At 38.9% G+C, this 25,870-nt stretch carries 22 protein-coding genes; 6 read left to right on the forward strand and 16 right to left on the reverse strand.

Features of this window, described 5'->3' with window-relative positions:
• Nucleotides 1–112 precede the first annotated feature (112 nt).
• The 4 genes from ACQKNS_RS18975 to pdxS form a co-directional block, all read right to left on the reverse strand.
• Nucleotides 113–700, reverse strand: coding sequence for a TetR/AcrR family transcriptional regulator (locus ACQKNS_RS18975; RefSeq protein ID WP_427644836.1), 588 nt, complete (start codon nt 698–700; stop codon nt 113–115).
• 174 nt (nt 701–874) lie between these two features.
• Nucleotides 875–1,621, reverse strand: a complete 747-nt coding sequence (locus tag ACQKNS_RS18980; protein ID WP_427644837.1) for an SDR family NAD(P)-dependent oxidoreductase — start codon at nt 1,619–1,621, stop codon at nt 875–877.
• A 154-nt stretch (nt 1,622–1,775) separates the two neighbouring features.
• Nucleotides 1,776–2,372 carry a pyridoxal 5'-phosphate synthase glutaminase subunit PdxT gene (gene pdxT, locus ACQKNS_RS18985; RefSeq protein ID WP_427645140.1) on the reverse strand — a complete coding sequence of 199 codons (597 nt, stop codon included), beginning with the start codon at nt 2,370–2,372 and terminating at the stop codon, nt 1,776–1,778.
• A gap of 4 nt (nt 2,373–2,376) precedes the next feature.
• Nucleotides 2,377–3,264 carry a pyridoxal 5'-phosphate synthase subunit PdxS gene (gene pdxS, locus ACQKNS_RS18990; protein ID WP_427644838.1) on the reverse strand — a complete coding sequence of 296 codons (888 nt, stop codon included), beginning with the start codon at nt 3,262–3,264 and terminating at the stop codon, nt 2,377–2,379.
• 134 nt (nt 3,265–3,398) lie between these two features.
• Between pdxS and ACQKNS_RS18995 the strand changes: the two genes are divergently transcribed.
• Entirely contained in the window at nt 3,399–4,793 is a 1,395-nt protein-coding gene (locus ACQKNS_RS18995; RefSeq protein ID WP_427644839.1) for a PLP-dependent aminotransferase family protein, read from the forward strand.
• 269 nt (nt 4,794–5,062) lie between these two features.
• Here the strand turns inward: ACQKNS_RS18995 and pabB are convergent, their stop codons facing one another.
• The 7 genes from pabB to ACQKNS_RS19030 form a co-directional block, all read right to left on the reverse strand.
• A complete protein-coding gene (pabB, locus tag ACQKNS_RS19000; RefSeq protein WP_427644840.1) occupies nt 5,063–6,811 on the reverse strand; it encodes an aminodeoxychorismate synthase component I in 1,749 nt (582 codons plus the stop codon).
• Nucleotides 6,812–6,902: 91 nt separating this feature from the next.
• Nucleotides 6,903–7,925, reverse strand: a complete 1,023-nt coding sequence (locus tag ACQKNS_RS19005; RefSeq protein ID WP_427644841.1) for an LLM class flavin-dependent oxidoreductase — start codon at nt 7,923–7,925, stop codon at nt 6,903–6,905.
• Nucleotides 7,926–8,018: 93 nt separating this feature from the next.
• Entirely contained in the window at nt 8,019–9,017 is a 999-nt protein-coding gene (locus ACQKNS_RS19010; RefSeq protein ID WP_427644842.1) for an LLM class flavin-dependent oxidoreductase, read from the reverse strand.
• A 278-nt stretch (nt 9,018–9,295) separates the two neighbouring features.
• A complete protein-coding gene (locus ACQKNS_RS19015) occupies nt 9,296–11,542 on the reverse strand; it encodes an AAA domain-containing protein (protein WP_427644843.1) in 2,247 nt (748 codons plus the stop codon).
• A gap of 232 nt (nt 11,543–11,774) precedes the next feature.
• On the reverse strand, nt 11,775–13,571 hold the full coding sequence (gene pepF / locus ACQKNS_RS19020; protein WP_427644844.1) for an oligoendopeptidase F: 1,797 nt from the start codon (nt 13,569–13,571) through the stop codon (nt 11,775–11,777).
• A 117-nt stretch (nt 13,572–13,688) separates the two neighbouring features.
• Nucleotides 13,689–14,315: an FMN-dependent NADH-azoreductase gene (locus ACQKNS_RS19025; RefSeq protein ID WP_427644845.1), complete on the reverse strand. Its 627-nt coding sequence runs from the start codon at nt 14,313–14,315 to the stop codon at nt 13,689–13,691.
• A gap of 232 nt (nt 14,316–14,547) precedes the next feature.
• Nucleotides 14,548–15,282 carry a YqcI/YcgG family protein gene (locus ACQKNS_RS19030; protein ID WP_427644846.1) on the reverse strand — a complete coding sequence of 245 codons (735 nt, stop codon included), beginning with the start codon at nt 15,280–15,282 and terminating at the stop codon, nt 14,548–14,550.
• Between the two features lie 210 nt (nt 15,283–15,492).
• On the opposite strand from ACQKNS_RS19030, the gene ACQKNS_RS19035 reads away from it, so the two are divergent.
• Nucleotides 15,493–15,747 carry a small, acid-soluble spore protein, alpha/beta type gene (locus ACQKNS_RS19035; protein WP_427644847.1) on the forward strand — a complete coding sequence of 85 codons (255 nt, stop codon included), beginning with the start codon at nt 15,493–15,495 and terminating at the stop codon, nt 15,745–15,747.
• A gap of 127 nt (nt 15,748–15,874) precedes the next feature.
• On the opposite strand, the gene ACQKNS_RS19040 is transcribed toward ACQKNS_RS19035, so the two are convergent.
• Together ACQKNS_RS19040 and ACQKNS_RS19045 are read right to left on the reverse strand one after the other, a co-directional pair.
• Nucleotides 15,875–17,086, reverse strand: a complete 1,212-nt coding sequence (locus tag ACQKNS_RS19040) for an iron-containing alcohol dehydrogenase (protein ID WP_427644848.1) — start codon at nt 17,084–17,086, stop codon at nt 15,875–15,877.
• Between the two features lie 130 nt (nt 17,087–17,216).
• Nucleotides 17,217–18,104, reverse strand: a complete 888-nt coding sequence (locus ACQKNS_RS19045) for a R2-like ligand-binding oxidase (RefSeq protein WP_427644849.1) — start codon at nt 18,102–18,104, stop codon at nt 17,217–17,219.
• Between the two features lie 138 nt (nt 18,105–18,242).
• On the opposite strand from ACQKNS_RS19045, the gene ACQKNS_RS19050 reads away from it, so the two are divergent.
• The gene (locus ACQKNS_RS19050) at nt 18,243–18,929 is read left to right on the forward strand and encodes a LuxR C-terminal-related transcriptional regulator (protein ID WP_427644850.1); all 687 of its coding nucleotides are present in this window, start codon (nt 18,243–18,245) and stop codon (nt 18,927–18,929) included.
• A gap of 40 nt (nt 18,930–18,969) precedes the next feature.
• Here ACQKNS_RS19050 and ACQKNS_RS19055 read toward each other — a convergent pair whose 3' ends face one another.
• Complete coding sequence (locus tag ACQKNS_RS19055; protein ID WP_427644851.1) at nt 18,970–20,058, reverse strand: branched-chain amino acid aminotransferase; 1,089 nt, start codon at nt 20,056–20,058, stop codon at nt 18,970–18,972.
• A 684-nt stretch (nt 20,059–20,742) separates the two neighbouring features.
• Here ACQKNS_RS19055 and ACQKNS_RS19060 point away from each other — a divergent pair.
• Nucleotides 20,743–22,011: an L-lactate MFS transporter gene (locus ACQKNS_RS19060; protein WP_427644852.1), complete on the forward strand. Its 1,269-nt coding sequence runs from the start codon at nt 20,743–20,745 to the stop codon at nt 22,009–22,011.
• Nucleotides 22,012–22,417: 406 nt separating this feature from the next.
• Nucleotides 22,418–23,485 (forward strand): AI-2E family transporter, encoded by a 1,068-nt coding sequence (locus ACQKNS_RS19065; RefSeq protein ID WP_427644853.1) that lies wholly within the window; start codon nt 22,418–22,420, stop codon nt 23,483–23,485.
• Nucleotides 23,486–23,935: 450 nt separating this feature from the next.
• Here ACQKNS_RS19065 and ACQKNS_RS19070 read toward each other — a convergent pair whose 3' ends face one another.
• Nucleotides 23,936–24,388, reverse strand: a complete 453-nt coding sequence (locus ACQKNS_RS19070) for a YueI family protein (RefSeq protein WP_427644854.1) — start codon at nt 24,386–24,388, stop codon at nt 23,936–23,938.
• A 216-nt stretch (nt 24,389–24,604) separates the two neighbouring features.
• On the opposite strand from ACQKNS_RS19070, the gene ACQKNS_RS19075 reads away from it, so the two are divergent.
• Entirely contained in the window at nt 24,605–25,348 is a 744-nt protein-coding gene (locus tag ACQKNS_RS19075) for a L,D-transpeptidase family protein (RefSeq protein WP_427644855.1), read from the forward strand.
• Nucleotides 25,349–25,735: 387 nt separating this feature from the next.
• Here ACQKNS_RS19075 and ACQKNS_RS19080 read toward each other — a convergent pair whose 3' ends face one another.
• Nucleotides 25,736–25,864, reverse strand: coding sequence for a hypothetical protein (locus ACQKNS_RS19080; protein ID WP_260288268.1), 129 nt, complete (start codon nt 25,862–25,864; stop codon nt 25,736–25,738).
• Nucleotides 25,865–25,870: the final 6 nt, after the last annotated feature.

Consider the following 25,870-nt stretch of genomic DNA (forward strand, 5'->3'; position numbering starts at 1 on the left):
AAATGTTACACTCTGGTTTAATGAATTCACAAGTTGACTTCATCGATCCTAAAAAATATAAAAAGGCCATATTTCCGGCTTGATGCTCATGCCTTCCAATATGACCTTTTCATTATGTATGATTTTGTTTACCATGAATGCCATATACCAAAAGTTGTGCAATGCTCTTAATTCGTTCCGCAGTAAAATATGGTTCCTTTTTTTGTTGATGGATCTCATAATGTGTCGATAATGCCAATGTAAAAGAAATGATTCCTACATTAAATAGGATAATGTCAGAGATATATTGTATCTCTCCGCTATCTATTCTCTTTTGTATTTCAATATGCTTGGCATTTGGCTTGAAAATCTGCTCTATATATTGCTTTGAAATATCTTGATCGAATTGTGTTTCCCTAAATAATATCGAAAACTGTTCTTTATTTTCAAGAATTTTTTTTATCATGGTGCAAACATGATTCTCCACTAGTTCGTCCGTGGGCAAATGGCTAGCCCCGTCTTCGGATTCGTCTTTTTCATTAGGGGTGATTGTAGCCAAAAGCAAATCTTTTTTGCTGTCAAAGTATTTGTAAATAGTAGCTTCGGAAACATTGCATGCAGAGGCAATTTCATTCGTCCTTGTCATGTCAAAACCTTTAGTGGCAAAAAGAGTCCGGGCTACATTTATGATTCGTTCTTTGGTTTGCTGCCCTTTTTTCAAAAATATCAACCTTCTTTTATAAAGATAAGACCGGTTTCACCAATCTATTTTCCATGATATCTCGATGGTATCAATCGGTCAATATTACCTTTGATTTATTAAAATTAATATTCCCATATATCATAAATGGAAAACATCGTCTGATCGGGACGATGTTTTCTTTATTAAAGAAAATCACTTAAAAGATGCATAGCCATCATCGACCATGACTACACTTCCATTGATCGCATCCGCTTCCTCTAACGATAATAGATAGACGGCATTTGCAATCGCTTCAGGCTTAATTAATTTACCGCGCATTTGACTTGCATTCAATTTATCAATGATACCCATATCTTTATAGCCTTGTATGATAGGCGTGTCGACCCCGCCTGGCGCAATGCCCACTACGCGTATTCCATAAGCACCCAATTCCAAGGCTGCTGTCTGTGTCATCATTCTTACAGCCCCTTTAGTCGCCTGATAGGCAAAAGTCCCATGGGAAGCTAAGTAGCCAAACACGGAAGCGGTATTTATAATGACGCCCTTGTTACCCAGCTCCTTCATTTTTCGGCCTGCTGCCATGATTCCAAAGGCAACTCCGTGCTGGTTCACTCCAATCGTTTTGAAGTAACCATCCATGTCTTGATCAAGGATCATACCGCCTGCACCAATGCCGGCATTATTAAACATAATATCGATCCTTCCGTATGTTTGCACTGCTTTATTGATTAACGATTCAACATCTTCCTGCTTAGAAACATCCGTTTTAACAAAAATGGCCTCTCCACCATCCGCTGTTATCTGTTCAACAGTTTCCTGTCCCATTTCTTCATTAAAATCCGCAACAACGACCTTGTCCCCTTTTGATGCGAATTTATTGCATGTTGCTCGGCCGATTCCACTTGCTCCTCCTGTGATAACTGCAACTCTTGCTGTCATATTCATTCCCCTTTCACCACTAAAAGTATGTAAGTAATTACTTACTTTTTTCATTATAAAAGTAAAGAATATGGAATTCAAGCAATATGTATTTATATAGTGTTAGGAGCATTCAAAAGTGAAGCTGTCCTTTTAATAGGACAGCTTCATTTGTTTAGCAGGTTTTTAATTCGGCTTTACTTATGGATGTCTTCACCATTTCAATGAAAAGTTGCAGAAAACGATTATCACCTGTTAATTCTGGATGAAACGCACTGACAAGAACATGGTCTTGTCTTGCAGCCACTACGTTCTCTTCATAAACTGCCAATACTTCTACACCTTCTCCAATTCCATCAGCAAATGGCGCCCGGATGAATACTGCCTTATAAGGGTCTTCCATTCCTTTGATTGATAGTTCAGCCTCGAAACTATCCCGTTGACGTCCAAACCCGTTCCTTTTCACGGAAATGTCCATTAGTCCAAGATATGCCTTCTCATCGCCAGTCAATTCATTGGCTGCCAATACCATCCCTGCACATGTACCGAAAATGGGTTTTTTACCTTCGAAGAAAGTTTTAATCGGTTCCATAAATCCATAACGATCCATTAGCTTCCTCATCGTAGTGCTTTCTCCGCCTGGAATGATCAAACCATCGATTTCCAGCAACTGCTCCGGTTTTTTTACGATAATTGCTTGTTCGCCGGCAGCTTTGATTTGGTTCAAGTGTTCTTCAACTGCTCCCTGTAATCCCAATACACCGATCGTTATCATATTACCATCCACGTTCCTGCATCCGTTCTGCAGGAGCTAGTTTGGAAATATCAATTCCTTTCATTGCACTGCCCAATTCTTTTGATAACCGGCCGATCAATTCATAATCGGTGAAATATGTAGTAGCTTGAACGATTGCCGATGCGAATTTTTCAGGATTCTCAGATTTAAAAATACCAGAACCCACGAAAACGCCATCTGCTCCCAATTCCATCATCAGTGCTGCATCTGCTGGAGTGGCAATTCCGCCAGCTGCAAAGTTAACTACAGGCAACTTACCTGTGCGTTTGATTTCTCTTAAAATTTCATAAGGGGCTCCAATGATTTTTGCCTCTGTCATTAATTCATCATCACTCATGATGCTCACTTTACGAATTTGAGACTGTACCTTTCTCATATGACGCACAGCTTCCACAATATTACCGGTACCTGGTTCTCCTTTTGTACGAAGCATTGATGCGCCTTCTCCAATACGGCGGGCAGCTTCGCCTAAATCACGGCATCCGCAAACGAAAGGTACGGTGAAATCACTTTTTAGAATATGGTATTCTTCATCAGCAGGAGTCAGCACTTCACTTTCATCGATATAATCCACTCCCATGGATTCAAGTACTCTTGATTCAACGATATGGCCAATCCTTGCTTTAGCCATGACCGGGATGGACACTGCATTCATTACTTCCTCGACAATTCGCGGATCTGCCATTCTGGCTACCCCGCCAGCCGCACGGATGTCGGAAGGAACCCTTTCTAATGCCATGACAGCGACAGCACCGGATGCTTCTGCGATTTTTGCTTGTTCAGCGTTAATGACATCCATAATAACGCCACCCTTTTGCATTTGTGCCATTCCTCTTTTTACTGTTTCAGTTCCTAATAATTTTTCCATTTCTCTTCCCCCTAATATTTGCATTTTTTAGATTTGTTAGATTTAGTATAAAAAATAGTTGACCGCATTGAAAGTGTCAGTTTTAATAAATTTAATAGGTTCAGTATTATTTTTTTATAAAAGGTGGAAAAAAAATGAATATGCTTTCTTGTGATTTAAATCGGTTAAGTGACATACCCTTGTACGAACAATTATATTCACATATTAAAAAAGAAATCATTGATGGCCGCCTTCTTTACGGCACAAAGTTGCCTTCCAAACGGAAATTGGCAGAGTTCCTTCAAATAAGTCAAAATACTGTCGAGACTGCATATGAACAATTGACTGCTGAAGGATACGTTGAAGTCATACCAAGAAAAGGGTATTATATTCAAACATTCGAGGATTTAGAGTATACCCAAAATAACCAAGTATCCTTGGAAAAAAACAATCATAATGAAAGAAAATTGCTGTATCATTTTCACCCCAGCCAAATAGACACGGAACATTTCCCGTTTGAAAAATGGAGAAAATACACGAAAAGCAAAATCGATGAATCACATCAAGATCTTCTTTTACTGGGGGATTCTCAAGGGGAATATGAATTACGATGTGAAATTGCCCATTATTTGTATCATGCACGTGGTGTACAATGTGTTCCCGAACAAATCATCATTGGTGCAGGAATGGAAATTTTATTGCAGCAGCTTGTCCTTCTATTCGATAAAAATGCCATTTATGGTGTTGAAGATCCTGGGTATCACTTGATTCACCGGATTTTACGAAGCTACCCGAATGAAGTCCATCCCCTGCAAATTGATGAAGAAGGCGTAAAGGTTAACCAAATTGAAGAATCAAAGATCGACGTCGTGTATGTCACTCCCTCACATCACTTCCCCAATGGGACGATCCTATCCGTTAACAGACGGACGCGATTGTTGAACTGGTCCCAAGGGGCAACAAACCGCTATATTATCGAAGACGATTATGATAGTGAATTTCGTTATAGTGGAAAAACAATTCCTTCCTTACAAAGTATGGATGCTGGTGATAAGGTGATATATTTAGGGTCGTTTTCCAAATCATTGATGCCTTCGATACGGATCAGTTATATGGTTCTTCCCGCTCCATTGTTACAAATGCATCAACGTGAATTATCTTTTTACCATTCCACCGTTTCCCGGATTGATCAGCATGTGTTGACACAGTTCATGAAGGAAGGGGATTTCGAAAAGCATTTGAATCGAATGAGGAAAGTTTACCGTCGCAAGTTGGATAAAGTGATCGATCTGTTTAAACCACATAAACAAATAAAGATCATTGGTGAACGGTCAGGGTTGCATATCGTCCTCATCGTTAAGAACGGCATGGATGAAGAGACACTTATTCAAAAGGCAAACGAAAATCATATTAAAATTTATGGACTATCGACATATTCTATTGAAAAAATCGATGAAAACCCTCCAAAAATCATATTGGGCTTTGCAGGGATCCCTGAATCCGAATTGGAAAAGGCCATCGATCTTTTATTGACTTCATGGGGGTTATAAACAAAAAAGAAGTTCACTTTCGTGAACTTCTTTTTTGTTTGTCGAACGAAATGAGGTTCGCAATGCTCTCATCACGATTCCCTTACATGCTATTAATACAAGACTTTTATTTGTGATCAAACCACATATGGTTGAAGAAATTTGCGACACTCCTGCCGCATGACTGGAACCGAATATTATTTTAATACTTATTCCTAAATGGCCGGTTGAATCGATAGAAATTCATAAACTGCATTAAATTTCAATTTTCACTTTTTCGAATAAACAGCTTAGAAAGTTAAATTCACTTTCAATTTCCCTCGCACGCTATTAATAAACCAAATTTCCTCAGCATTATTTAGATCATCCTTTGAAATGGGTTTTTCTTTGATTTCCTTCTTCCTGATCAAGTCTTGACGGAATGTTCCTGCAAGGAGACCTGAGTCCACAGGAGGGGTATAGAGGTCACCATTTATCTTCACCACTACATTTCCGTTGGTGAATTCCGTAATGAATCCTTCTTCATTCCAAAGCAGAACATCCTGGAAGTCGGGATTATTCAATTGAAAGCCTTCATATACATCACGATTGGTGGTCTTATGAAATAGAAATGGATTTGCACTTGATATTGGAGTTTCAGCCAAGATGGCCGCAAATTCTGAATCAAGGGGCTTGATTGCTTGGCCGGAAACTTCAATTTCACCATTTTCATTAAGTAGTACCCTTACCTTTTGCAACGTCCCATGGTTTAATTCCGCATACTTTTGGAGTCGATCTCTTAAAGACGATTCAGAAAATCGGTAATCGAAGTAATTAGCGGATTGTTTCATCCGATCGATATGGTCATTTAACAAATAATATTCGCCATCCTTGAGTTTCAACGATTCCAAAAGTTTGTATGCTGGCCTTTCCACCGTCAATAATTTGGCTTTTAAAAAGGCTTCGTCATATTCTTCCGATAACTCGGAATCCCAAGTGATTCCCCCGCCTACCCCATACTCAGCTTTCCCTGTTGCCTTTTCGATCACGACTGTACGAATCGGCACATTAAAAACGGCTTCGGATTCTGGGGTGATAAACCCAATTGCACCGCAATAAACTTCACGTGGTGAATTCTCGATATCAGCAATGATCTCCATCGTTTTTATTTTAGGTGCACCTGTTATCGATCCACATGGAAAAAGGGCTTTGAATATATCAATGATTGTTGTTTTAGGATTCGTATCGGCTGTTATCGTGGAGGTCATTTGCCAAACGGTCGGGTATTTTTCAATTGCCTTAAGCTGTGGAACATTGACGCTTCCAGGTTCTGCAATCATTCCCAAATCATTTCTCAGCAAATCCACAATCATGTAATTTTCAGCTTGATTCTTTTCCGAGGCTGCTAACCAGTCTGCATTGAGCTGATCCATTTTCAGTGTCACTCCACGTTTTACCGTTCCTTTCATTGGACGAGTAATCAGATGACCATCTTCCCAACGGAAAAACAACTCGGGTGAAGCTGATAGGATTCGATGTGTACCCACATTCAAATATGCACTATAATTCGAGCGTTGGGCTCTCTTCAAGCGATCAAAGAAAGCGATGTCATCTCCTTCGAACTGGGATTGCAAACGCATCGTATAATTGACTTGATACGTATTGCCTTTCTCGATTTCGGATTTTATTCTTTGAAACCCGTTATGATAGGTATTTGAATCCGTTTCCGATTGCCATTCAGCTAATTTAAAAGCCCCTGTCATTTTTTCAGGTAATTCTTCCTCCGGTTTATCAAAAATCCCGAACCATAATAATGGCATTTTGGCTCCATCTCTTACTTTAAAAGATTTTTCAAAAGCAGGTGCCGCTTCATAGGAAACATATCCCGCTGCATAATGCCCCTGTTGAATCGCTTCCTGTACTTTTTGGAATTGGGGAAGGACATCCCCAATTGAATGGGCGCTGAACACTTTTTTCGGGTTCGTAAAATAAAGTGGCCGGATGTCACCTTGTTTATCCGTGAAGTGAAATAATAAAGATAAAGGTTCTTCTCGTTTCATTCTTCTCTCCTAACTTTGTTTATGAAGACAATCGGTATGTATTTTTAAAAAAGCTTGCAGACAAGTCATCTGCAAGCTCATTCTTTTACACTTATTTCATTCCAGTAACTTCTGCAATGATTTCATAAGAACGAAGGCGTGCATCCTGATCATAAATGGCAGAGTTTATAATCATTTCATCCGCCTGTGTTTCATTTAAAAATGCTTGCAACTGCTCTTTAACCTCTTTTGGATTTCCTATAATGGAAGCGTTCAGCTGCTTCATGACAATGGCCTTTTCGTATTCTGTCCAAAGACCTTCCATCGTATCAACTGGCGGGGCAAGTTGACCAGGCGTATTCCGTATCAAATTCAAGAACTGCTGTTGATAAGATGTAGCAATCCTTTGCGCTTCTTCCGTAGTATCAGCTGCAAATACATTGATACCAACCATGACATAAGGTTTATCGAGAACGTCGGATGGTTGGAAATTATTGCGGTAACGTGCTAAAGCCGGTTGAGTATTTTCAGGGGAAAAATGGCTTGCAAATGAAAATGGCAATCCCAACTGTGCTGATAACGCTGCACTGAATCCGCTTGAACCAAGCAGCCAAATGGGGATATCCTGTCCTTCTCCAGGGATGGCGCGAACACGATTATGTTTAGAATCCGCATCTAAAAAGCTGCGGAGCTGTGCCAATTGTTCAGGGAAATCCTGACCGTTATTACGTAAATCACCCCTGAGTGCCATGGCTGTGAATTGGTCGCTTCCCGGAGCACGCCCCAGTCCTAAATCTATTCTACCAGGATACATTGCTTCCAATGTTCCAAATTGTTCTGCGATAACCAGCGGTGCATGATTCGGTAGCATTATGCCTCCAGAACCCACACGAATTCTTTCCGTCCTACCTGCTACATAACCAATAAGCACAGACGTTGCAGAGCTTGCAATCCCAGGCATGCTATGGTGTTCCGCAACCCAGAAACGGTTGTAATTCCAATGCTCCGCATGTTTAGCTAATTCTACTGTATTTTTAAAAGCTCCCGAAACTGTACCACCCTCAACGATAGAAGCCAGATCCAGAACGGAAAAAGAAATGTCGCTAAGTTTTTTGGAATGTTGATCAGCATTCATATCTTCATCTTCTTTCTTTCAATTATGATTAATTGGACGCAAAGCCATCATATAGAAAATGCACACAAAATGCACATAAAATGCTCGAACGGATTAACTGTTAAGAATTTCCCTGGCAATCAAACGAAACGAATTAAGCCGATCCTCCAACTTATGAGTGATGGTTATCAGCATGATTTCATCTGCTTGATATTTCTCCTGAATCTCCAAAAGCCGATACTTCACTTGTGAAGGGGTACCAAAAATCAGCTTTTTATCCATGGTTTCCATCAGTGCTTTTTCTTTATCAGTCCAAACATGGTTCCTTACCTCTTCTAAACTTGGAACCTGCTTTCTTTCCCCTTGTCCACTTTGAATTTTCCATAGAATGTTGCTAAGAGCGATTTCTTTCGCACGTTCCTCTGTTTCTGCGCATATCGCCGAAACCGTAAGGATTGTTTTAGGTGCATTAAGTAACCCTTTTGATTGAAAGTCCTCACGGTAGCGGAGAAAACTCTGCACGCCATCACTTTCACTCATGAATTCGCCAAACGCGTAGGCAATTCCATTCTCAGCGGCAAGTTTTGCACTTTTCCCGCTTGTTCCCAATATCCATGGTTCAGGAGGCATTATTGGGATAGGAGCAGCAGAGACATTTGAAAAAGGATGTTCTTTTGGAAATTCATCTCTTAGAAAATACATCAGTTCTTGAACAAGTTCTGGCATTTTGTATACATTCTGAAGAAAATTATCGGATAATGCCATCGTTGCTTCGGCAGATCCACCAGGTGCACGCCCCAGTCCTATATCAATCCGTCCTGGAAAAAGTGTTGCAAGCATATTATAAGTCTCTGCTATCCTATATGGCTTATAATGCGGAAGCAGCACAGCACCTGATCCAATCCGGATATTTTTTGTTTGTGCACCAATATAGCTTATCAAAACCTCTGGAACGGAACAGGCCAACCCTGGCAGATCATGATGTTCAGTTAACCAGATTCTGCTATAACCAAGTCTATCCCCTTCTTGCGCTAGTTGTAATGATGCCTGTAATGCTTCTTGTGCGGACTGTCCGGATGAAATGGGGGATTGATCCAAAATGCTCAGTTTCATTTTGTTACCGCCTTTCTTGGCTTTCGTAACTTAATGGTAAATCATTACTAGTTGAAAGTCGCATGAAATGCTTCCTTTGTTATTTTAGTTTGCTGCCTTTAACGGATATTATAAGGAATTGAAGCCAAATTTGGGATTGGAGGTAATTAATATATTCTAGCGAGGTATTTGATTAAATATATTAATTGCGTAGTTGACTTAAGGTTATTTATTCTGGCGAGGTCACTTTAGGAATATATGTAAATGGAGAAAGGCCCTTTTTAAGGGCCTTTCCTAAGCTATTCACTTTTTTTGAACTGAGATAGTAATTCATCTGCCATTATTTCCGAATCCAACCGGGCCGCTATAAATGGGGGCTGGACCCGATTATTGGCCTCTACTGGCAAACCTAGCCAGACAACTTTTTTATCAAAAATGATAAAAGAAAAGGAAACAGGTGAATAAATAAAATGATCAGAGTTGATATCAGGGTTTCTTTTTGCTGAAATGATCGTCAATTTAACTGCAGGGTTTCTTTTCGTTAAATATTGCTGCCATTCTTCTGATAAACTGTTCAAATCCGGAACGGCGATAACCATCTCTCGTATTGCTGATTCAATATCTTCCTGAAAGGCACCCAATTTACGGGCATGCATCCATTGCAATTTCGGGTGCTGGTGTTTAACCCATTTTCCAATGTCTTTCTTAGATACAAACTGATCATTTTGAATTTGATGATCGACAAGTTGACGAAGTGTTTTGCTGCGATAAACGTGTTTGTTAACAAATGAAGTGTCACATACATGTACGAACTTACCCTTGGTCCTTGTTATGGCCACGTTAATGAGCCTTTCACTTTCTCTCCCTGTCAATAACATACCAGCCCTGTTTTGCGGATAACTATCAACAGTATCAAAGATCATCATTTCACGTTCACTTCCCTGGAAACGATGTACAGTTGCAGCGATGATATCTCCCGTTTGCCGTTCTTTCCCATATAAGTCATCCAAAAGTTTTTCCATCAAGTCTGCCTGAGCACGATAAGGGGCAACATAACCAATTGACCTCGATCCGCCCACATAAGCTTCATGAATCAGTTGAAAAGATAAAAGCAATTGCCATACATTCATTCTCGAGTGGGATGTCCGTTCAGAGATGCAATATTCCCCTGCTAAGCTAGTATCGAGAAGTGTTGATGCCTTATTGGCAAACGGTTCCGACAGCATAATGCCCTCCCTGCTAGTCGCAACACTTTTATGATCGCCAACAAAATTGTTATAGACTACACGATTAGTGAATGCTGAAATATCCGGATGCATGCGGCGCTGTTCCTTTAATAGGAATAAATGAGGATGGAGTTCCCCTTCTTCAACAGACTGAGCGACACCGGCCCGATGAAATATGTCTTCCTTCAACCAAAGTTTCACGAGGGAATCACGAGCTGAAGCTATAGGTGGCAATTGTTTGAAATCACCACAAACGATAATATGCTTGGCTAATGCTGCAGCAAAAGCAACCTGAGGTACGTAAGCCATACTCGCTTCGTCCAAAATAACCAGATCATACTCTTTTTGATAAACCGTTTCATCATTTGCGGCTTTAGCTAAGGTCGTCCCTATGACTTTTGCTTCTTTTACGAATTGAATTTCTTTTTGGCGGATTTTCTCCAATACTTTGGCCAGCTTTTTCTCTATCTCGATTAATTGATCTGTATCCCTTTTACTGAAGGACCCTGCCAAGTCATACTTTAATAGACGTTTTTCTTCGCCAAGATCTTCTTTTTCTTTAATTAATGCCGGTTCATGTTTACCTAATAATTGTCCTGTAACAATATCATCATGGATGGCTAGCGATTCACCGATTTGAGATCCATAGCGAAGCATATCGCCTTCTTTGAAACGATCTTTCTTCTTAATGAATGACGAAATTTCAGCCATCAAAACATCGACAGCCTGGTTGCTATGGGACAAGACCAGAACTTTTTTATCTTGTAAATAATGATTGGCTACTGTACGAGCCAATGTATAGGTTTTTCCTGTACCAGGGGGGCCCCAAACAAAAGTGACAGGATTGAACTTCGAGCGCGCATATAATTCTTTCACACTGCTTTGTTTTTCATTTAAAGAAAGTTTTTGCGGCATGGACGGATCCATCAGGCGCTTGATCCGAAGTCTTTTCCTTTTGCTTCTCTTGATTTCATCCAAGCGGACAATCAATTGTTCCAGCAATTCCCAAGGATCATGGAATAAAAAGGCTTCATCGATCATGTCCCCTAACGAACGATCAAAAACAATGATTATACTTTTCCCCTCTGATGAAAGGATTCTTCCATCCTGTTTAATCCCTCCCCATTCAAGTCGAACGAGCGAACCGACAGGGATTTTTATCGATGAACCTGTTTCAAAATAATAATTGAAAGAACCGTCACTTGAAAGCAGATGGCCGTTTGAAATCAGGTATTTCGTGCTGCCATATTTTTTCAAATGCAGGATTTCAAGTTGAAGTGCCTGCTGCCATTCTTTTATATAATTTACTGTAGAATTCATTTTTCACTTTCCTCACAAAATATGCCATTGAAATACAAAGAAACTGGCCCAGTGGCTAGGCACCGATGTTTAAAATAACGCTGTCACCATGACTTTTATCTCGAATTACCTGTTTCTTCAGCATATAAAATAAGGCCCAATCTATTGATTGGGCCTTTCCTACGCCAATGTTTTAACTATAGCATTTTTTATAACATCATACCATGGGCTCTTTTGGAAGAAATGGTCTAGATTAGCCTTCTGTCAAATCAGTGAATTGGTCGACTAAATCGCTGAAAATCTTCATTGCATTTTCGATTGGTTCAGGTTTAGTTAAATCTACCCCTGTTTTCTTAAGAAGCTCCAATGGGAAATCAGAACTCCCGCTTTTCAAGAAAGTCAAATAACTTTCAAGTGTTTTTTTGTCCCCGGAAAGGATTTTATCAGCGATAGTAATGGCTGAAACGTAACCAGTCGCATATTTGTAGACATAAAACGGACGATAAAAGTGCGGGATGCGTGACCAGCCATACTTCACTTCTTCATCGAAAATTATTTCATCTCCATTATAAGCACGAAATATCGATTCATAGGCTGTATTAAAAACATCGGCATTCAAAGGTTCATCATTTTCAGCTTTTTCATGTACGATCTTTTCAAACTCCGCAAACATCACCTGTGTGAAGAAAGTTCCTTTAAAACTATCTATGAAATGGTTAAGTAAGTGTTTTTTCTTCTGTACGTCTTTTGTAGTCTTAATTAAATGGCGGATCAAAAGGATTTCATTTACAGTGGAAGCAACTTCAGCGACAAAAATGGAATACCCGGCACTGATTTGCGGTTGGTATTTTGAACTATAATATGAATGCATGCCATGTCCAGATTCATGTGCAAGTGTAAATACACTATCTAAATCATCACGGTGATTTAATAAGATGAAAGGGTGAACACCATAAAGACCTAAATTGTAAGCACCTGAACGTTTTCCAGGTGTTTCCCTGACGTCGATATATCTTTTTTCCTTAAAGGTTTTCAGGATTGTGATATACTCTTCGCCAAGAGGTGTCAGTGCCTCCACCATCAAAGAAAAACCATCCTCGTAAGAAATCTCCTCTTTAGCGCCTTCGACTAATGGTACACTTAAATCATAGGCACGTAATTCTTCCACACCCAGCAATTTTTTTCTTAAATGAATGTATTTATGCATCGGTCCGATATTTTGCTTAGTAGACATAATCAAATTATCATAAACCTCTTTTGGAACTTGATCCCCAAATAATGATTTTTCCAAGGCAGATGGATAATTTCTTAGTTTTGACAGATTCACATTATTCTTGATTGCTGTGGAAAGTGTGGAAGCAATTGTATTCTTCAATTGTACATATGGCTGATAATAGGCGAAATAGGCCTCTTTTCTTTTATCACGATCATCGTCTTCAATTAATTTGGAATACATTCCTCGCGTCAGCTCTACCCTCTCGCCGTCATCATCCGTAACTTCCCCAAATTTAATATCAGCATTGTTGATCATCCCGAACGTTTTTTGTGGTGCAGAAAATGCTTCGCCTATTTGGGAAAGCACCTCTTCTTGTTCTTTCGTCAACACATGGGCTTTATAGCGGAAGGAATCCAGTAAATCCTCCTCAAAATATTTCAAACCCTCGATTTCCTTTATGTACCCTTTTAATGTGTGTTCTTCCAGGCTCAAAAGAAACGGCATGAAAAAAGCAGAAGCATTACTTATTTTCTGCCCTAGCTTACCAGCCCGATCCAGCAATGCTTGTGATGAGGTTACCCGTGTATCCAAATCCGCTTGCAGCATGGCAAAAACATATAGCTTGTTATAAATGTACCCAAGTTCCTCACTTAATCGTAAATACTCGAACAAATCTTGAGCCGACTGTATATGCCCATCATAAGTTTTTAATTTTTCTGTCATCTTCAGGACTTCTTGATAATCTTTTTCCCAATCAGACTGATCATTGTAAATATCCTTTAAGTTCCAAGTTTCTTCTATTTTTATTTCGTCACGTGATTTAAACGTTTGCATATTGTCTGCACTTCCTTTCATGCTTATAGGCTTACCCTTTATTATAATCGACTTTCAGAAAAATCTGCATAGAAAAACCAGTATGATAAAAATACATACTGGTTTTCCTTATAATCATTAGAATTTTGCTGCAGTTTCAGCAACTTTCGCCAATCCTTCTGCAACGATATCCTGTGAACGATCTGGGTATTGATTATGACCCTCGATTACAACTGTTTCTGGGTTTGTTATACCCCATAAGTTTAAATTCATCGTTACGTATTTCTCTGCCATTTCGCCAGCATCCATTCCAGGCAATGCATAATCAGATCCGCGTGCATTAAGTAATGCCACTTTTTTACCTCCAGCTAAGCCTACTGGGCCTTCAGCTGTATATTTGAAAGTTGTTCCCGCTTGAGCAAGATAAGAAATATAAGTTACCAATGGTGCTGGAACCGTTGCATTCCATAGCGGGAAGGCAAATACTACTTTATCGGCAGCAAGGAATTGATTCAAATATTGTTGCACGATATCGGCAATCTCCACTTCTTCTTCAGTCAATTCCATGCCTTGGCTGCGTTTATATAGGGCAGTAATTGCTGTATTTCCGTAGTAAGGTAAGTTCAGTTTAAATAAATCTAATTCAGTAATTTCATCGTTACTATTTGCTTCCTTATATGCGTTCAAAAACGTTTCATACATTTTAACACTAATTGCTTGATCCGCTGGGCGGTCATTTGATTTAACAAATAATACTTTAGACATTTTAGTTCCCCCAATTGTTAATTTTGTATGTTATTAAAAAAATAGCATTTAATCCATATATCTCGAATTAACTGCAATTGCTACTTTCACATTATAAAACTGAATATCCAATAAGGCAAGAAATATGTTTTTTATTTTAAAATGTCTTTTTCAAGAATTTTCACGGCTTAATTTTTTAACCCCCGATGCCTTCAAGTAAGATACGAAAAAACCGAGTGCAATATGCTCTCGGTTAAGTTAACTCTTTATGTTGGAAGGGACACTTACCTTTTATCGGTTCTATATCATCCCCTATGAAAAATTGTTTCCATTCATTATGATTTACATCTCCATAGTGACTGATATCAGGATGTTTAGGAAGGTTATCCCATTTCTCCACTCGTTCCCGAACCTTTTCACGCGACATGATTCCGCCTTTTTCTGTTCCTTCCAGGCCTTCAAAGATCATCCGGGGTTGGAATCCAAGTACAAGGCTATTTCCTAAATCTCGGGTTTTACGCTGTTTATAAGCAGGTGCATTACCAAAGACAAAGATTGGTTCCCCTGCAAAATGATAATCCCATAAATAATGTTCGGGATCTTTCGGCTTTTCAATTGGCCAAGGTTTTTTATCCGCTTTATGCAGGTATTGCAGGATATCCCAAAACCTTTTACGGTAAAATTCTATATCACCCTCTATCGATTCAGGCTCCATAAAGACAAAAAGGCCATGCCTGATATACGGTGGTTCCTGGAATAAATCTAGAAAGCTTTCCACTGCTTTTGGGAGATTGGACCAATCTTCCTGTGTTATATAAGCATAACGGAGTTCCCCTTTATTTTCAGCTTTCATACCAAAATAACAAGGAAAGGTTTTATCGGTCACTGTATTATGGAATGTTTGATATTCGTTAATAAGCCATTGCGGCACTCGATCGGGATTTGTCATATCTTCTTTTGTTAACAAACTTGAATTGGCAGTTAGCATCATTTTTCTCCTTACATCATTTTATTATATGTTACCCGCTTTAAATAAACTAAAACTTCTTAATCCATCGCATCCTATATAATTACTTCGTTATTTAAGAGATTATGACTGCACCCTACTTGGGATTCCAATTCTCAAAACTTTCGATCTGCATATTAATCGTTTTCTTTACATTAGGATAACCTAAGAAAAAAACAGGAGTGATGCAAATTGGCAAGAAGAAGGAAAATTCTAGTAGCTGAAGCGCGAAAAGGACTCAATGATTTAAAAGCCAAAGTTGCTGGTACAAAGAATCCCGAAGAAGCAAAGTTTGAAGTGGCAAAAGAAATGGGTGTACCGCTGAAAAAAGATTATAACGGTGAACTTACATCCAAGCAGAATGGAAAAATAGGCGGAAAGTTAGGAGGAGGCATGGTCAAGGAACTTATAAAGATGGCACAGGAAAACCTGGCAAAAAAACAATAACAAGTCAATCCCAGTTGGGGTTGCTTATTCAAAAGATCATATATCGAAACGAACTGGTTCTTAACATGTTGGATGACATTTTTACCGAACGCAAAAAAGCCAACCTTTATGGGCTGGCTTTTTTTAGCTACTTAATTCTCACGGGTGAAACTTTTGAAGCTACTGACATTATTAATTCTTCAGACATTGGGTAATTAGCGGCAGCTGGATCGGTCATTACTGCTTTAAGTATTATTCCCATATCTGACTGGTTGATGTCATAGGCGCTGAAGTCGGAAGGCAGCCCAAGATCAGATAAGAAAACACGGAGCTTTTCTACCACTTTCGCTAAGATCACTTTTGATTCTTCACCTTGTATTTTCACACTAAAGGCTTCGGCTATCAAATGGGCCTTTGGAAGATATAAATCCGGAATTGATTCCATGACGATCGGTAATAACACGGCATTTGCCAATCCATGCGGAATACGGAATAATGCCCCATATGCGTGGGCAAAGTTATGAACCGGAATCGCATTCAGTGCACTACAAAATGCTGTGATTCCCATCATGCTTCCATGCAGCATTTCCTTTCTGGCCTCAATATTCGATCCGTCCTTAACGGCCCTAGGTAAGTTTCTTTCAATAACTCGAATGGCCTGATAAGCATAGGCATCTGTTATTGATGTCGCTGCAGGTGAAACAATCGCTTCAATTGCATGTGTCAATGCATCTGCACCAGTAAACGCCGTAATGTCAGACGGTAGTCCGACTGTTAAATCGGGATCTAGAATGGCAACATCCGAACTTAAAAAAACATTGTATATATTCATTTTGACTTTTTTATGTTCATTATAAATGACTGCGATCGGCGATACTTCAGAACCGGTCCCTGCTGTTGTGGCTACGGAAATATGCGGGATATTCATGGATTGTGCTTTTGGAAATCCCTCATACAGATAACCGCTTGGTATCGAATCATTTATATCCGTAATTCCTTTATATAATCCGTATTTCAATGCTTTTGCTGTATCAATGACACTCCCTCCACCAATGGCAAGTATGGCATCGGCATTCACATCTCGTGCATATTTCAATGCTTCGTTTACACATTCACTAGCAGCGTCTTGTGTGACATCCAGAAACTGTCCAACTATTTCAGCTCTGGCAACTAATTTCTGTCGCTCAAAAGTTTCGACAACTTTTTTAACGACACCTGCATTTTCCAAGCCTGCATCACTCACGAGTAGAATCCTTTTGGCCCCGAGACCATCGAATAGGTCCGGAATGAGTGAACGAGTGTTAGTGCCGCTGTATACTGAAGACCTTAACCAAAAATTCGAAAAAGCGTTTACCTTCATAAAATATCACCTCAGATAAATTAGTCTTTATTCTCAGTTAAGAATTGTTCATGCCCCTTCCTGCAAGTTTCTGATGTCCATTCATAAGCAAATATAAGCTGGGCACTAAGCTTGACTCTTTTATCGACTTTTACAAAACCCCATATTCCATTTCGTTACTTTGATAGATTTCTTCAATCCCCTTTCCTTTTGCCCTGGCTAAAATCTCCATCCGCACTGTTAATTGTTTCATTGTAAAATCCAAAATAGCTTGTTGGTCATTACCAAATGGATTTCCTAACCGTTCATATCCCTCCGTATTTAACGCGATGGCCAGTGGTGAAAGTTCTGCCATTCTCTTTTCAACCTGTTTAAATATATGTGGATGTTCACTGATGATTCTTTGAAGCAGGAAGGTACCATATGCAATATGGCGTGATTCATCCTTCTTCAAAAGACCCACACCTTTTAATAAACCAGGCATCATTCTATTTGCTTCAAGAGTCTGATAAAACCCGAAATATCCAGTCTCTGCAAGTACACCCTCTGTAAACATATTATAAACAGTGGCTGCTTCTGCCATTGCTTCAGGGGATTGATCGGATAAAAGTTTCTCCATGGCCTCAGGCAATATTTCATAAAAAATCGATTTATATGTGTCTGAGTGATACACCGTCAAATCACCCGTTTCACCTATTTGATCTAATGTATAACGAAAGAACTCCATATGCTTTGCTTCCTCGAACAGAAATGTCGTTAAGTACATTTCTTCTTCGATCCTGCCTTCCTTGGCAATCGTCATAATTAAGGGAAGCAGATCCAAAGTCACCGCTTCTTCTCCGCCTTGAAAAAGGGAAATGATCCTTAATAACACTTGCCTTTCAATATCAGTAAATGACTTCCAATCTTCTTTATCCTGACTGAAATCAATGTCACGTGGATTCCATATACCGAATTTCTTTGCCTTTTGATAAAGTTTAAATGGGAGGGAATCTTCTCTAAAACTCCGGCTGGTGGTCGTTAAATTCATTCTTTTCATGGTAATGCCTCCTTGGAATTAGAACTTTAAACTAATGAATCTCTAAAGATTTTTTAAATTTGTAAGAGTTTTCATTTTATTGTAAGATATCAGTAGAATTTATCCTAGCACTGAAAATGTAGGGAGGAATAAAGTCGAATGCTTGAGGAAACTCTGTTGAATCATGTAAAAAAGATTTCCCAAGAAAAAGATATGGCAAATAAATCACAAATGATCGTAAAGGGCTGTGTGGATTTTTTTTCATTTCAACGAGCATCTTTATTCAGTTACTCATGTTTAACAGGAATGGGGGAAGGAATATGTGCATGTACAAATGAAGATACCTTTTCATTACATAATGTCAGAGAAAATATTCATGATATATACCCCATACACCAAGCAGTCATCCATAACAAACCCATATACTTAACCATCCAGCATGCGAAATCCTCCATCCCTGCAAAATACGTTAAAAGATTTTCCATCTCATCATTAGCAATCGTTCCGATAATTGTGAATGACTTGGCCATCGGTTTAGTTTTGGTCGACCCCATTCACGCCAACGAGCCAGTTACCAAGAATGATTTATTGAAGCTATCCCATTATTTAAAATTGGCTGTCGGTTCTACAATGGATTCCGCCCCTCCCACTTACCTTCTAAGCAAACGAGAAGTGGAGGTCCTTCAATACTTAGCCAATGGAATGGGATTAAAGCAAATGGCACCAAAAATGAGCGTTAGTGAATTTACCGTCAGAGATCATATTTCTTCTGCTATCAGGAAATTGGGAGTGAATCATCGGACCGAGGCGGTCGCGGTTGCCATAAGACACAAAATGATTATATGAAAACAAAAAAAAACCTTCAAAGAAGGTTTTTTTTAAGTATTTATTGAGTCACTTTTTCTTCAACTATCGTTGTCCAGTTCAACTCGTCTGCGACTTTACCTGTTTGGACACCTGTAAGTGTATCATATAGCTTTCTAGAAAGTTCGCCAGTTTCCCCGTTTTGAACAATCATTTCTTCACCGTTCCACAAAAATTCACCAATTGGTGATATGACAGCGGCTGTTCCCGTTCCAAAGGCCTCTTCCAATTGACCTAATTTATAGGCTTCATGGACTTCCTCCATCGAAATGCGTCTTTCCGACACAGGAAGACCCCAATGTTTCAGCAATTCGATAATGGAATCACGAGTAATACCCGGAAGAATACTTCCATTTAAAGCAGGAGTGACAATTTCACCATTAATTTTGAAGAAAACATTCATGCTTCCAACTTCTTCGATATACTTTTTCTCTACTCCGTCTAACCAAAGAACTTGGGCATACCCCATCTTTTCGGATACTTCCTGGGCTTTAAGGCTCGATGCATAATTACCGCCCGTTTTGGCTTCACCCGTACCTCCATTAACTGCACGTGTAAAAGCTGACTCCACTGCAATTTTAACAGGATGAATACCTTCTTTATAATAAGAGCCCACTGGTGACATGATGATGATGAACTGATATTTATCAGATGGAGAAACTCCTAGATATGGCTCAGTAGCTATAATGAATGGCCTGATATATAAGGATGTCCCTTCTGCCTGGGGAACCCACTCCTTATCAACGCTAATTAAAGTCTTTAATGCCTTCAACGCAAAATCCACGTCGATATCCGGTATGCATAATCGGCTATTTGAACTATTTAAGCGTTGGAAATTCTTTTCCGGACGGAATAAGATAATTTCATCCTCTGATGTTGCATATGCCTTCAATCCTTCAAAAACGGATTGACCATAGTGAAAAATCATAGCTGACGGCTCTAATGTGAGCGGTTGATAAGGAACAATTCTTGGATCATGCCACCCTTGCCCTTGTGTGTAATCCATAATAAACATATGATCGGTAAACTGCTTACCGAACTCAAGCTGGTCCGCCTGTGGTTTTTCTTTCTTTGTTGTACTAAGCGTGATTTGCATGTCATGTTCCTTCATTACCAAAACCCCTTGTTGATTAAATTTACAAGATTTCACTTCCATAAAATCTATCTTTAATTAGTTTACTCCTATAAGGAATCATAGTTCAAGCCTTTAAGACGAAATTTTCGGAATTTTTTCAAAATAAATGGGATTTTTTGATTTTCAGACGATGTTTTCTGATAAAAAGAACCCAAATTTCCGAAACCCTTCATCAAAATCTATTCCGATTGTCCGCTAAGGTAATTGAACTCGTAAATATTAGTTTATTTTAACAAAATTATTACAATAAAGCCAATGAGAAAATTTCTAGTTATTCGATCATGGCACCTTAAAGTAAATTCAATCGTTTCCCATTTTGTAAACAGGAAAATCACTATACAAAAAGATGTGCAGCAAGTTTGTGATTACAAGTTCTAAAAGCTTATATAACTGATAGCTACAAACTTATATGTATTTTTTAAGTATAAGAAGATAAAACATTTTTTGGATCTGATTCACAAATGGTTTTTTTAGTGCCATTTCCAATTTCAACCCAATGGAATAAAGAGGAAATTTTTTCATGAAATTCAATTTAGTAGTTTACTACTAAATAATAATCTTATATACTTATCCCACAAGATAGATAAAACGCATGCAAAACGATATATTATAGATAAAACGCATGCAACTTTCTTATTTTTGACGAAAAGGGGTAACAACATGACAAAAAACAGATGGTTAATCGCTTTATCAGCTATCGCCATTCACCTTTCCATTGGTGGTGCATACGCCTATAGCGTATACAAAAAACCGTTAGTTGAGACTATGGGGTGGTCAGAAACTGAAGTAACATTAGCATTCACAATAATGATGGCGCTTGCAGGAACTTCTGCTGCCTTCTTTGGTAAATTCGTGGAAAAAAATGGTCCAAGAAAATCAGCTATGGTGGCAGCTGTATTATTCGGTTTAGGACAAGCTGGTTCCGGATTAGCAGTAATGGTCGATTCACTTCCGCTTTACCTATTGACATATGGGTTTTTAAGTGGACTTGGTATGGGGATCGGGTACATTTCACCAGTATCCACTTTAGTCAAATGGTTCCCTGATCGCAGGGGATTGGCAACAGGGATGGCAGTTTTAGGTTTCGGCGCCGGAGCTCTCATTACAGCCCCAGTAGCTGCAAGCCTTATGGAATCCGTTGGCATTTATACTACCTATTATATTTTAGGAGCAGGCTATTTCATATTGATGTTCTTAGGTGCATCCTATATTGCACCTCCAAAGGCCAACTGGCTACCTGAAGGAATGAAAAAAGATATTGAGTCCGGTAAGAAAGAACTGAAGAAAGACCTAAGGCAATTAACTGCAAAAGAAGCGGTTAAAACTAAACACTTCTGGATGTTATGGTCCATGAAATTGATAAATACAAGTGCAGGGATCATGATGATTTCGGTAGCTTCACCGATGGCTCAAGACGTTGTTGGTCTTTCTGTAGCAGGTGCAGCAACATTAGTGGGCATCATGGGAATCTTTAATGGCGGAGGAAGACTTGGCTGGGCAGCAGCATCTGATTATATTGGGCGTCCAAATGTATTCATCATTTTCTTCATCATTCAAATCGGAGCATTCCTTTTACTTCCAACGACAACAAATACACTATTGTTCCAAGGACTCATCTTACTGGTCGTTAGTTGTTATGGAGGAGGATTTTCAAATCTCCCTGCATTTGCCGGGGATTTGTTTGGAACTAAGGAAATTGGGGCCATCCACGGTTATCTTTTAACTACGTGGTCTCTAGGCGGGGTTTGCGGACCGATGTTGGTAACTGCAATCAGGGAAAGTACGAACAGTTACATCCCGGTATTCTATGTTTTCGCAGCTTTAATTGCGATAGCATTCACCATCTCCATCTGGCTGCGTCTCGACATTAAAAAAATGCAAAGAGAACAGAAACAAGGAGTAACGAACACATTAAGTAAAATATCTTAATTCAAAACCTTGCAAAAAGGCATTATCAAGTAAACTTCCTTAAACGGATTTTACCTTTGATGATGCCTTTTTTAGTTTGTTTATGGCCATAACGGAGTTTCTATAGGAATTGTAGCACATCCGAAATTTTATGGGTGACTTCATTCCCCCGGAAGGTATGCTCGTTCAGTTGTTATCATTTCTGATGCTTAAATCCCATAGTCTTAGGAAATGCATTTAGCGGCGCAATCCTTTTAGGCCGACTTTATTTTGCTTATTAAGGCAGGAAAACGTCAAGGTGACCGATATTTTTTAAAACATTGACCATCATTTCACAGCGATAGACCAAACATTTGAACAAGTTATATAGTTTAACATTAAGCTAAATCAGGGAATCAAGTAAGATATGGATTTAGGGGGGATAGTCTTGTGGATCAATAAACCGTTTTTCAAATATGCATTCGCGACCATTTTGATCATTTTAATTATTTTTTTACTAGGTAAGATTGATTTCATTCTGCTTCCGCTGCAAAAAATCATTGCTGCCATGTTTTTCCCTATTATTGCGGCTGGGCTTTTATACTATATATTACGGCCAGTAGTTAACTTTTTGACTGAATTTATCCCGAGGTCAGCTAGCATCTTCACCGTTTTTTTGACTATATTTTTCATGATTGGGATGGTAAGTTACTTTGGAAGTCCTGTAATCGTGGACCAATTTCAAAAAATGTCTGAAAACCTCCCCAGTAAAGTCAAGGAATTCTCTAAAGAATCTGAAGTGATGATTGAAAAAAATGATTTTGGCATGGTTAATATGGAAGATCTGAAAGAAAAAGCGGTCAACCATTTGAAAAATTACTCGGAAAGAATAATAGTGAATGTCAATACCATTTTCTCCACGATCACGAGTGTATTAACAGTATTGGTCATTACACCATTCATTTTATTCTATTTCTTGAAGGATGGAGATAAATTAAGACCATTTCTATTAAAATATATACCGGACGATGTAGAATCAGAGGGGAACACGATTTTAAAAGACGTCGATAAAGCCCTTTCAACTTATATTATCGGTCAATTCATCATATCAATCGTCATTGGGACTTTGATGTATATCGGCTACCTGATTATCGGCCTCGATTATGCACTCGTATTAGCCTTATTCGCCATGATTTTTACGGTTGTACCATTCCTTGGTCCATTATTAAGCATCATACCTGCCCTTTTCATTGCCTTGCAGCAAGACATTGGGTTGGCAGTGAAAGTACTCATTGTCCTTACCGTTGTTCAACAGGTTGAAGGGCATTTGGTTACACCGAATATTATGGGGAAACGGCTTAACATTCACCCACTTACCATTATCTTATTGCTGCTTGCTGCTGGATCAATTTACGGTTTCATTGGCATTTTAATCGCTATCCCCGCTTATTCTGTAGTAAAAACGATTATAGGGAATTTCAGGAAGTTTTACAGACTACGGAAAAGGATTACATAAAGAATAACGTTTTTTTTAAAAAAGGACTTTCCATTTCAGATTCCTCTATGAGAAACGGTTTTGCCTGCAGTTTTTCTTAAAACTTCTTTTCGCCGACTGCCTGCCAAGCCAGTTATTCGGCAGGAGTGAAGCATATTTTTTCAATCTATTGAAGGTTAAAACAGTAAAAACCATTAAGAATTATCAAATTCAGTTAATTACGGAAGCCGTCGAGACCATGTGGAAAAAACGCGCCCAAGGGAGACCCCACAGGCACAAAGAGCGCCGAGGGACCTCCCCGGACCGCACTCGGAAAGCGAATGCCTAGATTGGAGATGAAAGGCCAAATTAACTAACCCTCAAAAATTCCAGATGATTTCATATACAGTAACAAAAAAGATTACCTTTTCTCGTAAAAATGAGTGAAACCTTCCCCACTTTTGTAGACAAACTAAAAACGTTGATATTCTATCAACGTTTGTTTAATAATTTTTTAACAATGCGTTTAAAAAACGCTTTGAAGCTTTTCTTTTTGATGACTTGCTGGACATGATATTTCTTCTCGATATAAATTTCCTCTTTGTTTATGGCATTATTTTCTGCTAATACCAAACCCAAATCGGAGTTATGTTCTTTATTTAGTACAATTTTGTAAGGAATATTATGACTCATTGCCAATTTTATATATTTCCCTAAATATTGATAGTCCATCTGACCATTTAAAAATAAATTTGAACGGGGGTGTTGCTTAATCATTTGCTCTATCTCCGGATATACGTTCGTCTCAAAGACTTGGCTTTTTTTTAGGACGATGACGACGCGCTCCCGTAATGTTCCTAGGAATTCCCTGCGTTCACCAGGCTTTATTTCTTTTGGACCATGAATGCCTTGTTCTAAATAGTCCTCCACCTTTAGGCGTGACAATTCTTCCCCACCTCCCACTTCAATAATGTATGTAATATGGCCAATATTAGTGCCCATCATTTCTACGTTTGCCAAAAAGCTGAAAGTTGCCCTTGTTTTAATATTACATATTTTTAGTCTACCCCTACTTTAAAAAATTGTCACTCCAGCTTCACTTCATGCATAGGATAGTATATGTGTAAATGTAGGTTGCTTAAATGGGGGACGGGGAGAAACATGAAAAAATTAATGGTATTTATATTAATATTCGCTTTTAGTTTTGTTGGGTTCAGTAATACTTCAGATGCGGCAGCAAGACAACTGATTATCATCAATAAAGCCAATAATCAGCTTGCCTATTACGAAAATGATAATTTGGTGAGGGTATTCAGCGTGGCGACAGGAAAGAAAGCCTCGTACACTCCTGAAGGGAAGTTCAAGGTAGTGACAAAGATTGTGAATCGTCCCTATTATAAAGGCAACATTAGAGGCGGAGACCCAAAAAACCCTCTAGGTAAAAGATGGCTTGGGATCAATGCAAGGAATACACCAGGAAATACCTACGCAATACACGGCAATAATGATCCTTCCACCATTGGAAAATATATAAGTGCCGGTTGTATTCGTATGTATAACAATGATGTTCAATGGCTGTACGATAGGGTGAAAATGAATACTGTAGTGTTGATTGCCAGTTCGAATAAATCATTTGCCACCATAGCTGCCACAAATGGATATAAAGTGAGCGGATCTGTGAGCCTACCTGTAAATACCAACACTTCCCTGAAGAAAGGAAGCAGCGGCCCCCAGGTAATTGAACTGCAAAAAAGATTAACTAAACTTGGATTCAGCACTAAAGGAGTAGATGGGTCATTTGGGAAAAATACTGAAGCTGCCGTAAAGAAGTTTCAAAAATCCAAAAAGCTCACTTCCGATGGGGTCGTCGGACCAAAAACGAAAAAAGCGCTTGGACTTAAATAACCTACATTACCGATATCCGCTGTCGAGGATATCTTTTTTATGTTTTAATTGTACAACCTATACATTATTACCCATATCGACTTTATTTTTCCACCATCAGTTATTGACTTTATGTTATAATTTATTCATCAACAGCTAATCATAATCGCACTGTCATTACATACAAGGAGGTAATACAAATGTACGATGAAATTCTCTTAACATCCATTAAAGCAATTTTTGTAATTGGCACCATCGCGATGTTTGTTATTTTAGGATTCGTAAAAGGACGCCGTTTTTAATCTTATCTAAAATCCTCACTTGCCTGATTGCATGTATAATTTTATACTCGTAATCAGGTTATTTTCACTCAGAAAAAAAGCATATCCTCTCTGGGCATGCTTTTCCTTACCAATTCCAATAATCCGTTTTATCCAAAAGTTGATCGATGTCAAATGTATCAAGATGGAATGGAACTGACTCTTCTGCAATCGCTTCAGTGGCTAACAATAATTGGTCGATATCAATAATGGCCAAAACAGT

Origin of the sequence: Peribacillus sp. NPDC094092 (assembly GCF_050279365.1) — a bacterium.
GTDB lineage: Bacteria > Bacillota > Bacilli > Bacillales > DSM-1321 > Peribacillus.

Bases quoted from the DNA above. Each gene is read 5' to 3' on its own strand.
- ACQKNS_RS18980 (WP_427644837.1), bottom strand. From the start codon at position 1,621: ATGACAGCAAGAGTTGCAGTTATCACAGGAGGAGCAAGTGGAATCGGC.
- pdxS (WP_427644838.1), bottom strand. From the start codon at position 3,264: ATGGAAAAATTATTAGGAACTGAAACAGTAAAAAGAGGAATGGCACAA.
- ACQKNS_RS18995 (WP_427644839.1), top strand. From the start codon at position 3,399: ATGAATATGCTTTCTTGTGATTTAAATCGGTTAAGTGACATACCCTTG.
- pabB (WP_427644840.1), bottom strand. From the start codon at position 6,811: ATGAAACGAGAAGAACCTTTATCTTTATTATTTCACTTCACGGATAAA.
- ACQKNS_RS19005 (WP_427644841.1), bottom strand. From the start codon at position 7,925: ATGAATGCTGATCAACATTCCAAAAAACTTAGCGACATTTCTTTTTCC.
- ACQKNS_RS19010 (WP_427644842.1), bottom strand. From the start codon at position 9,017: ATGAAACTGAGCATTTTGGATCAATCCCCCATTTCATCCGGACAGTCC.
- ACQKNS_RS19015 (WP_427644843.1), bottom strand. From the start codon at position 11,542: ATGAATTCTACAGTAAATTATATAAAAGAATGGCAGCAGGCACTTCAA.
- pepF (WP_427644844.1), bottom strand. From the start codon at position 13,571: ATGCAAACGTTTAAATCACGTGACGAAATAAAAATAGAAGAAACTTGG.
- ACQKNS_RS19025 (WP_427644845.1), bottom strand. From the start codon at position 14,315: ATGTCTAAAGTATTATTTGTTAAATCAAATGACCGCCCAGCGGATCAA.
- ACQKNS_RS19030 (WP_427644846.1), bottom strand. From the start codon at position 15,282: ATGCTAACTGCCAATTCAAGTTTGTTAACAAAAGAAGATATGACAAAT.
- ACQKNS_RS19040 (WP_427644848.1), bottom strand. From the start codon at position 17,086: ATGAAGGTAAACGCTTTTTCGAATTTTTGGTTAAGGTCTTCAGTATAC.
- ACQKNS_RS19045 (WP_427644849.1), bottom strand. From the start codon at position 18,104: ATGAAAAGAATGAATTTAACGACCACCAGCCGGAGTTTTAGAGAAGAT.
- ACQKNS_RS19050 (WP_427644850.1), top strand. From the start codon at position 18,243: ATGCTTGAGGAAACTCTGTTGAATCATGTAAAAAAGATTTCCCAAGAA.
- ACQKNS_RS19055 (WP_427644851.1), bottom strand. From the start codon at position 20,058: ATGAAGGAACATGACATGCAAATCACGCTTAGTACAACAAAGAAAGAA.
- ACQKNS_RS19060 (WP_427644852.1), top strand. From the start codon at position 20,743: ATGACAAAAAACAGATGGTTAATCGCTTTATCAGCTATCGCCATTCAC.
- ACQKNS_RS19075 (WP_427644855.1), top strand. From the start codon at position 24,605: ATGAAAAAATTAATGGTATTTATATTAATATTCGCTTTTAGTTTTGTT.